General features: G+C 70.3%; 5 protein-coding genes and 1 tRNA gene. 5 read left to right on the top strand and 1 reads right to left on the bottom strand.

Translation table 11 applies throughout. The features are described 5' to 3' along the window. From topA to AC1DY2_RS12365, 5 genes are all read left to right on the top strand, one after another. Positions 1-2,761 (top strand): type I DNA topoisomerase (topA, locus tag AC1DY2_RS12385; protein WP_476762702.1); only part of this gene is annotated, 2,761 nt, incomplete at its 5' end. After that, complete coding sequence (tmk, locus tag AC1DY2_RS12380; protein WP_476762701.1) at positions 2,758-3,378, top strand: dTMP kinase; 621 nt, start codon at positions 2,758-2,760, stop codon at positions 3,376-3,378. The genes topA and tmk, both read left to right, overlap by 4 nt. A gap of 70 nt (positions 3,379-3,448) precedes the next feature. Next, entirely contained in the window at positions 3,449-4,612 is a 1,164-nt protein-coding gene (locus AC1DY2_RS12375; RefSeq protein WP_476762700.1) for a DNA polymerase III subunit delta', read from the top strand. A gap of 35 nt (positions 4,613-4,647) precedes the next feature. Then, positions 4,648-6,174 carry an alpha/beta hydrolase gene (locus AC1DY2_RS12370; RefSeq protein WP_476762699.1) on the top strand — a complete coding sequence of 509 codons (1,527 nt, stop codon included), beginning with the start codon at positions 4,648-4,650 and terminating at the stop codon, positions 6,172-6,174. A 79-nt stretch (positions 6,175-6,253) separates the two neighbouring features. Further along, positions 6,254-6,326 (top strand) — tRNA-Thr (locus tag AC1DY2_RS12365). A 72-nt stretch (positions 6,327-6,398) separates the two neighbouring features. Here the strand turns inward: AC1DY2_RS12365 and AC1DY2_RS12360 are convergent. Next, the coding region (locus AC1DY2_RS12360) for an SGNH/GDSL hydrolase family protein (RefSeq protein ID WP_476762698.1) at positions 6,399-7,120 on the bottom strand (722 nt) is incomplete at its 5' end.

The following is a 7,120-nucleotide window of genomic DNA, read 5'->3' as shown; positions in this document are numbered from 1 at the left end:
GTACCTGGGCGACGGCTACCAGGTGCTGTCGTCGGTCGGCCACATCCGTGACCTCATCGAGCCGAAGAACCTGCCCGCGGAGTTGAAGAAGGGCTCGCTCGGCAAGTTCTCCGTCGACGTCGAGCACGGCTTCGAGCCGTACTACGTCGTCTCCGACTCCAAGAAGAAGACGGTCGCCGAGCTGAAGCGTGCCCTGAAGGACGCCGACGAACTCCTCCTCGCAACAGATGAGGACCGCGAGGGCGAGGCCATCGCGTGGCACCTCCTCCAGGAGCTCAAGCCCAAGGTGCCGGTGCGCCGCATGGTGTTCCACGAGATCACCAAGGACGCCATCCAGAAGGCGAAGGACAACACCCGCGAACTCGACACCGCACTCGTCGACGCGCAGGAGACCCGTCGCATCCTCGATCGGCTCTACGGGTACGAGGTGTCGCCCGTGCTCTGGCGCAAGGTCGGTCCGGGGCTCTCCGCGGGGCGCGTGCAGTCCGCCGCCACTCGACTCGTCGTCGACCGCGAGCGGGAGCGCCTCGCGTTCGTCGCCGCCGGCTACTGGGATCTCATCGGTCGCTTCACGCCCGAGGCATCCGACCAGGGCTCCGCCTTCGAGGCGCGCCTCGTGCGCCTCGGCGGCGAACGGGTCGCGACCGGCCGCGACTTCGACGACGCCGGCCGGCTGAAGGGCAAGGCCGTCGTGCTCGAGGAGCGCGTCGCCGAGGCGCTCGTGCACGCACTGCGCGACGAGCGCGTGCGGCGAACGGTCTCGAAGGTGGAGTCGAAGCCGTACTCGCGCCGGCCGGCGGCCCCGTTCACGACGTCGACCCTGCAGCAGGAATCGGCCCGGAAGCTCCGTCTCTCGGCTCGCGACACGATGCGCGTCGCGCAGTCGCTCTATGAGAACGGGTACATCACCTATATGCGCACCGACTCCGTGTCGCTGTCGCAGCAGGCGATCACGGCCGCACGATCGCAGGCGACGAAGCTCTACGGCGCGGACTCCATCCCCGACGCCCCCCGCGTGTACACCGGCAAGTCGAAGAACGCGCAGGAGGCGCACGAGGCGATCCGCCCCTCGGGCGAGGTGTTCCGCACGCCCTCCGAGCTGCAGAGCGTGCTTCGCGGCAGCGAGTTCAAGCTCTACGACCTCATCTGGAAGCGCACGGTCGCCTCGCAGATGGCGGATGCGAAGGGCCAGACCGCGACCGTCACCATCGAGGTCGGTCCGACGGCAGCGGATGCCGCGACCCCCGCCGAGGCATCCGTCAGCGTCGCGGGCACGATCGCGGAGTTCACCGCGAGCGGCACGGTCATCACCTTCCGCGGCTTCCTCGCCGCCTACGAGGAGAGCCGCGACGAGGAGCGCAACGCCGACGAGACCCCCGGCGAGGCGAAGCTGCCGCCGCTGAAGGAAGGCCAGTCGCTCGCGATCGCCGACCTGGAGGCGAAGGGCCACGAGACCTCCCCGCCGCCCCGGTACACCGAGGCCAGCCTCGTGAAGCGGCTCGAGGAGCTCGGCATCGGTCGGCCCTCGACCTTCGCATCGATCATTTCCACGATCCTCGACCGCGGCTACGTCACGCAGCGCGGCCAGGCGCTCGTGCCCAGCTGGGTCGCGTTCTCGGTCGTCCGCCTCCTCGAGGAGCACTTCGGCGACCTCGTGCAGTACGACTTCACGGCCGAGATGGAGGACGACCTCGACCGGATCGCCTCCGGCGAGGCCGACCGGGTCGACTGGCTGAACGGCTTCTACTTCGGGTCCGACACCCACCGGGGCCTGCGTCAGGTGGTCGACAACCTCGGCGACATCGACGCCCGTGAGATCAACTCCGTCCGGATCGCGCCCGACATCACCCTCCGCATCGGCAAGTACGGTCCATACCTCGAGACCGCCGACCCGGATGCCGCTGACGACGCCACTCCTCGTCGCGTCAACCTCCCCGTCGAACTCGCGCCCGACGAGCTCACCGAGGCGAAGGCCAGGGAACTCATCGAGGCGCCCGTGCAGACCGACCGCCTCCTCGGCCTGAATCCCGAGAGCGGCAAGCAGGTCGTGGTCAAGGACGGCCGGTTCGGCCCCTACGTCACGGAGCTCGAACCCGAGCCCGAGGAGCCCGAGGCTGCGGCCGCGGCATCCGTCGACCCGGCGACCGGCGAGGTCGTGGAGGCTCCCAAGCCGAAGCGGGCCGCGAAGAAGCCCGTCGCTGCGAAGCCGCGCACCGCCTCCCTCTTCAAGAGCATGCAGATCGAGGAGGTCGACCTCGACACCGCGCTCAAGCTGCTCGACCTGCCGCGCGTCGTCGGGCTCGACCCCGAGTCGGGCGAGGAGATCACCGCGCAGAACGGGCGCTACGGGCCGTACCTCAAGAAGGGCGTCGACACCCGAACGCTGCCCAGCGAGGACGCGATCTTCGAGATCGATCTCCCGGGCTCCCTCGAACTGTTCGCGCAACCCAAGTACGGCGCCCGGCGCGCGTCGAGCGCACTCAAGGAGTTCGACAACGATCCCGTGAGCGGCAAGCCGATCAAGGTGAAGGACGGAAGGTTCGGTCCCTACGTCACCGACGGCACCACGAACGCGACCATCCCGCGCGCGGAGTCGGTCGAGGAGATCACGTTCGAGCGCGCGGTCGAGCTGCTCCAGGCCAAGCGCGACAAGGGGCCAGCCGCCCCCCGCGCGAAGCGCTCCACGACGACGGCCGCCAAGAAGGCGCCCGCGAAGAAGGCGCCGGCGAAGAAGGCGGCGAGCAAGAAGAGCACGGCGTGAGCCTCGGCGTCTTCATCACCCTCGAGGGTGGCGACGGCTCCGGGAAGACGACGCAGGCCGAACTGCTCGGCCGATGGCTGGAGCAGGCGGGTCGCACGGTCGTGCGCACCCGGGAGCCCGGCGGCACCGAGGTCGGCGTCGAGGTGCGGGAGATCGTGCTCCACCACCGCGGGGACATCGCGCCACGGGCGGAGGCGCTGCTCTACGCCGCGGATCGCGCACACCACGTCGCAACCCTGGTCCGCCCGGCGCTCGAGCGAGGCGACGTCGTCCTGCAGGATCGCTACATCGATTCGTCGGTCGCCTACCAGGGCGCCGGACGCGTGCTCGATCCAGACGCGATCCGCGGCCTGTCCGAGTGGGCGACCGAGGGACTGCAACCCGACCTCACCATCCTGCTCGACCTTGATGCGGAGTCGGCGCGCGGACGCCTCGACCAGGCGCGCACCCGCTACGACCGGCTCGAGGCCGAGGCATCCGAGTTCCACGATCGCGTGAGGGCGGCGTACCTCGCACTGGCCGAGGCCGAGCCCGAACGGTTCCTCGTCGTCGACGCGACGCGCCCCGTCGATGAGATCGCCGGCGTGATCCGTGCCCGCGTCGCCGGCCTGCTCTGAACGGCCGGACGGCACGGATGCCCCGGACGGCGCGGATGGTGCGGTCAGGGGCGGAAGGTAGCGTGGACGCGTGAGCGTGTGGAGTGAACTGACCGGGCAGGACACGGCCATCGGCGTGTTCCGGTCGGCAGCCGAGGCCGCCGGCGGCGCGTCCCGGCAGATGACGCACTCCTGGCTGATCACCGGACCGCCCGGGTCGGGCCGGTCGAACCTCGCCTACGCCTTCGCGACGGCGCTGATCGCCGGACACCCCGACGGCGATGAGCCCACCCRCATCCAGGTCGAGGCGCGAAGCCACCCCGACCTGCACGTGCTCGCCACCGAGGGCGTGATCATCAAGCGCGACGACGTGCGCGAGATCGTGAAGCGCTCGCACTACGCTCCGTCCGTCGGTCGGCACCGGGTCATCATCGTCGAGGATGCCGACCGCATGACCGAGCAGACCTCGAACTTCCTCCTGAAGGAGCTCGAGGAGCCGCCCGAGCGCACCGTCTGGATCCTCTGCGCCCCCAGCGAAGCCGACCTCATCCCGACCATCCGCTCCCGCGTCCGCTCGGTGCGGCTGCAGATGCCCACCGTGGCCGAGGTCGCCGCGCTCCTCGTGCGCCGCGACGGCGTCGATCCTGAGCTGGCGGAACGCTCGGCGCGCGAGGCGCAGTGCCACATCGGCATGGCGCATCGGCTCGCGACGAGCGACGAGGCCAGGCAGCGGCGAGCCGAGACCCTCCGGCTGGCGCTCGAGGTGCGCTCGGCGGCGACCGCCGTCTCGACCGCGGCGCGATTCCTCCAGATCGCGGGCGACGACGCCAAGGCGATCACCGAGCTCCGCGACGCCGAGGAGCGGGCGCACGCGCTGCACTCCCTGGGCCTGGCCCCCGGGCAGGCGGTGCCGGCCGCGCTGCGACCGCAGCTCAAGGCGCTCGAGGACGACCAGAAGCGACGGGCCACGCGCAGCCTGCGCGATGGGATCGACCGCATCCTCGTCGACCTCGCGTCGCTCTACCGCGACGTGCTCCTGGTGCAGCTCGGCGCCGACGTCGAGCTGGTGAACCGTGAGCTGCTGCCGCAGATCGAGCGGGCGGCGGCATCCGCTGCGCCGGCGCGGACCCTGGCGACGCTCGACGCCATCCAGGCGGCGCGCGAACGCATCGAGGGCAACGTGCAACCCGCGCTCGCGCTCGAGGCGATGCTCGTCAGCGCCATTCGCACTTCCACCGAACGGGGAGCCGCATGACCTCAACACCCCTCATGGCCCGATCAGGTGCATGGATGCGACGCGCTCGCCGTGTCGGCGTGGTCGGAGTGCTGCTCGCGGCGGTCGTCGCGCTGACCGGGTGCTCCACCGACTTCCTCCGCCCTGCGCCGCCGGTCTCGACGCCGACCGGAGAAGACGTGTCCGAGGCACTGCAGCCGTTCTACACGCAGGTGCTCGAGTGGGAGCCCTGCGGCGACGGTCTGGGGTGCGCCACGGCGAAGGCCCCGCTCGACTGGGAGAACCCCGCCGACGGCGAGGTGGAGCTCGCCCTGATCCGGCACGTGGCCACCGGAGAGCGGCTCGGCTCGCTGCTGGTCAATCCGGGCGGTCCCGGCGGCTCCGGATACGACTTCGTCGCGGACTCGCTCGACTACGCGGTGGGGCAGCCCCTGCAGGATCACTTCGACGTGGTCGGGTTCGACCCCCGCGGAGTCGGTCGGAGCTCGGATGTCGCATGCTACGACGCCGCCGCGATGGACGACTACCTCTATGGGATCGTGCCCGCCGAGCGCGGCAGCGACGAGTGGATCGACCTCGTGGGGACCGCAGCCGCCGATTTCGGGAAGGCGTGCAGCGAGCAGACCGGCGACCTGCTGGCGCACGTCGACACGGTCAGCGCCGCGCATGACCTCGACCTGCTCCGCGCGGTGCTCGGCGACGAGAAGCTCAACTACCTCGGGTACTCGTACGGCACGTTCCTCGGGGCGACGTACGCCGACCTCTACCCCGAGAAGGTGGGGCGACTCGTGCTCGATGGCGCCCTCGACCCTGCTGCGAGCAACGCCGAGGTCAACGAAGTGCAGGCCGTCGGCTTCGAGCACGCGCTGCACGCCTACCTCGAGAACTGCCTCACCGGCACGGAGTGCCCCTTCCAGGGTTCGGCCGACGACGCCATGGCCGAGGTCGGTCGCCTGCTCGCGTCAGTCGACGCCAGCCCGCTGCGCGGCTCGGACGGCCGCATGGTCGGCGCGGACACCCTGCTGACCGCCATCATCTATCCGCTCTACAGCGAGGAGTCGTGGCCCTACCTCGACCAGATGTTCGAGTCGGTCATGTTCGGCGAGGCCGACGTCGCGCTCTCCTTCGCCGACGCGTACAACGGGCGCGGCGACGACGGCACCTACCTCGACAACTCCACCGAGGCGTTCCGTGCGATCAACTGCCTGGACTACACGTACCAGTCCGACGTGGCGGCGATGCGGGCGGATGCCGCGGCTATCGCCACTGCAGCACCGATCATCGGGCCGTACTTCGGCTACGGCGACCTGGGCTGCGTGAACTGGCCGTACCAGAGCGACCGCGTGCGGGAGCCGATCACGGCGTCGGGCGCCGCCCCGATCCTCGTCGTGGGCACCACCGGAGACCCGGCGACCCCCTACGAATGGGCGGTGGCACTCGCCGACCAGCTCGAGAGCGGCGTCCTGGTCACCTACGACGGTGAGGGCCACACGGCCTACAACAAGTCGAATGCGTGCGTGAACGACGCCGTGGAACGGTATCTCATCGATGGCACCGTGCCCGAGTCCGACCCTCGGTGCTGAGGTGGTCAACGACGGCAGCGAAACCCGCTAACATAGATTCTCGTGCCAGCCGGATCGCCCAGGCGAGACCGGATGCCACGCCGCCTTAGCTCAGTCGGCAGAGCGTCTCACTCGTAATGAGAAGGTCGTGGGTTCGATTCCCACAGGCGGCTCAGCACCGCGAACGGCCCCGGATCATCCGGGGCCGTTCGTGTCTCTCGACCGAGGTCGTCGTGCGCGTGGCGCTATCCGATCACCTTGCGGACCTCGCCCGCGTACGCGGTGTAGCCGGTCGCCGTCGGATGGAAGCCGTCGGTGGTGCGGAGCCACGACCAGTCGTTGATCCACGGCGTGGCGCTGCCGACGCCATGCCCCGCGAACGCCGCCTCGACGTCGACGAAGACCGCGCCGTTGGCCACCGCGGCGGCCTCGATGGCGTCGTTGAGCGCCGTCGTGCTCTGGTTGACGCGCGCCGCCCACTGGTACTTCGTGTTCGGCAGGTTGAAGAGCAGCGGGTAGCCCGTGACGATCACCTTCGCCCCGGGCGCGCGCGCACGGATCGCCTGGATGGCGGCCGCGACATTGGCCCCGAGCGTCCCGTTCGCCACGAGTGTCTCGCCTGAGACGATGCGCGACTCGCAGGTGCTCGACACGAGGACGAAGCAGGACTGCATGACGTCGGCGAATCCCACGTCGTTGCCGCCCACCGTCAGCGACACCCGCGTGGCCGTGGCCGGAATGGCGGGTACCTGCGCGGCGATGACCGTCGCGGTCGACGCCCCCGAGCAGGCCGGGAACGCCACCAGTCGAAGGTTCGCGTCGGCGTCGAGCGCCTTCGGGTAGCTGCTCGAGCTGCGGTAGCACGACGTGTCGAGGTAGTTCCGCGCGCCGACACCCGCGGCGAACGAGTCGCCGGCGGCGGCATAGTCCAACTCGGTCGTGCCGCCCCCGCCACCTCCGCCCCCGC

The sequence above is a fragment of the Agromyces sp. P1_H4 genome (assembly GCF_056405255.1).
Note: the sequence above shows the minus strand (reverse complement) of the source record. Positions and strands in the feature narration are given on the sequence as shown.

Coding starts and splice junctions, on each gene's coding strand:
- AC1DY2_RS12370 (WP_476762699.1), top strand. CDS start 4,648: ATGCGACGCGCTCGCCGTGTCGGCGTGGTCGGAGTGCTGCTCGCGGCG.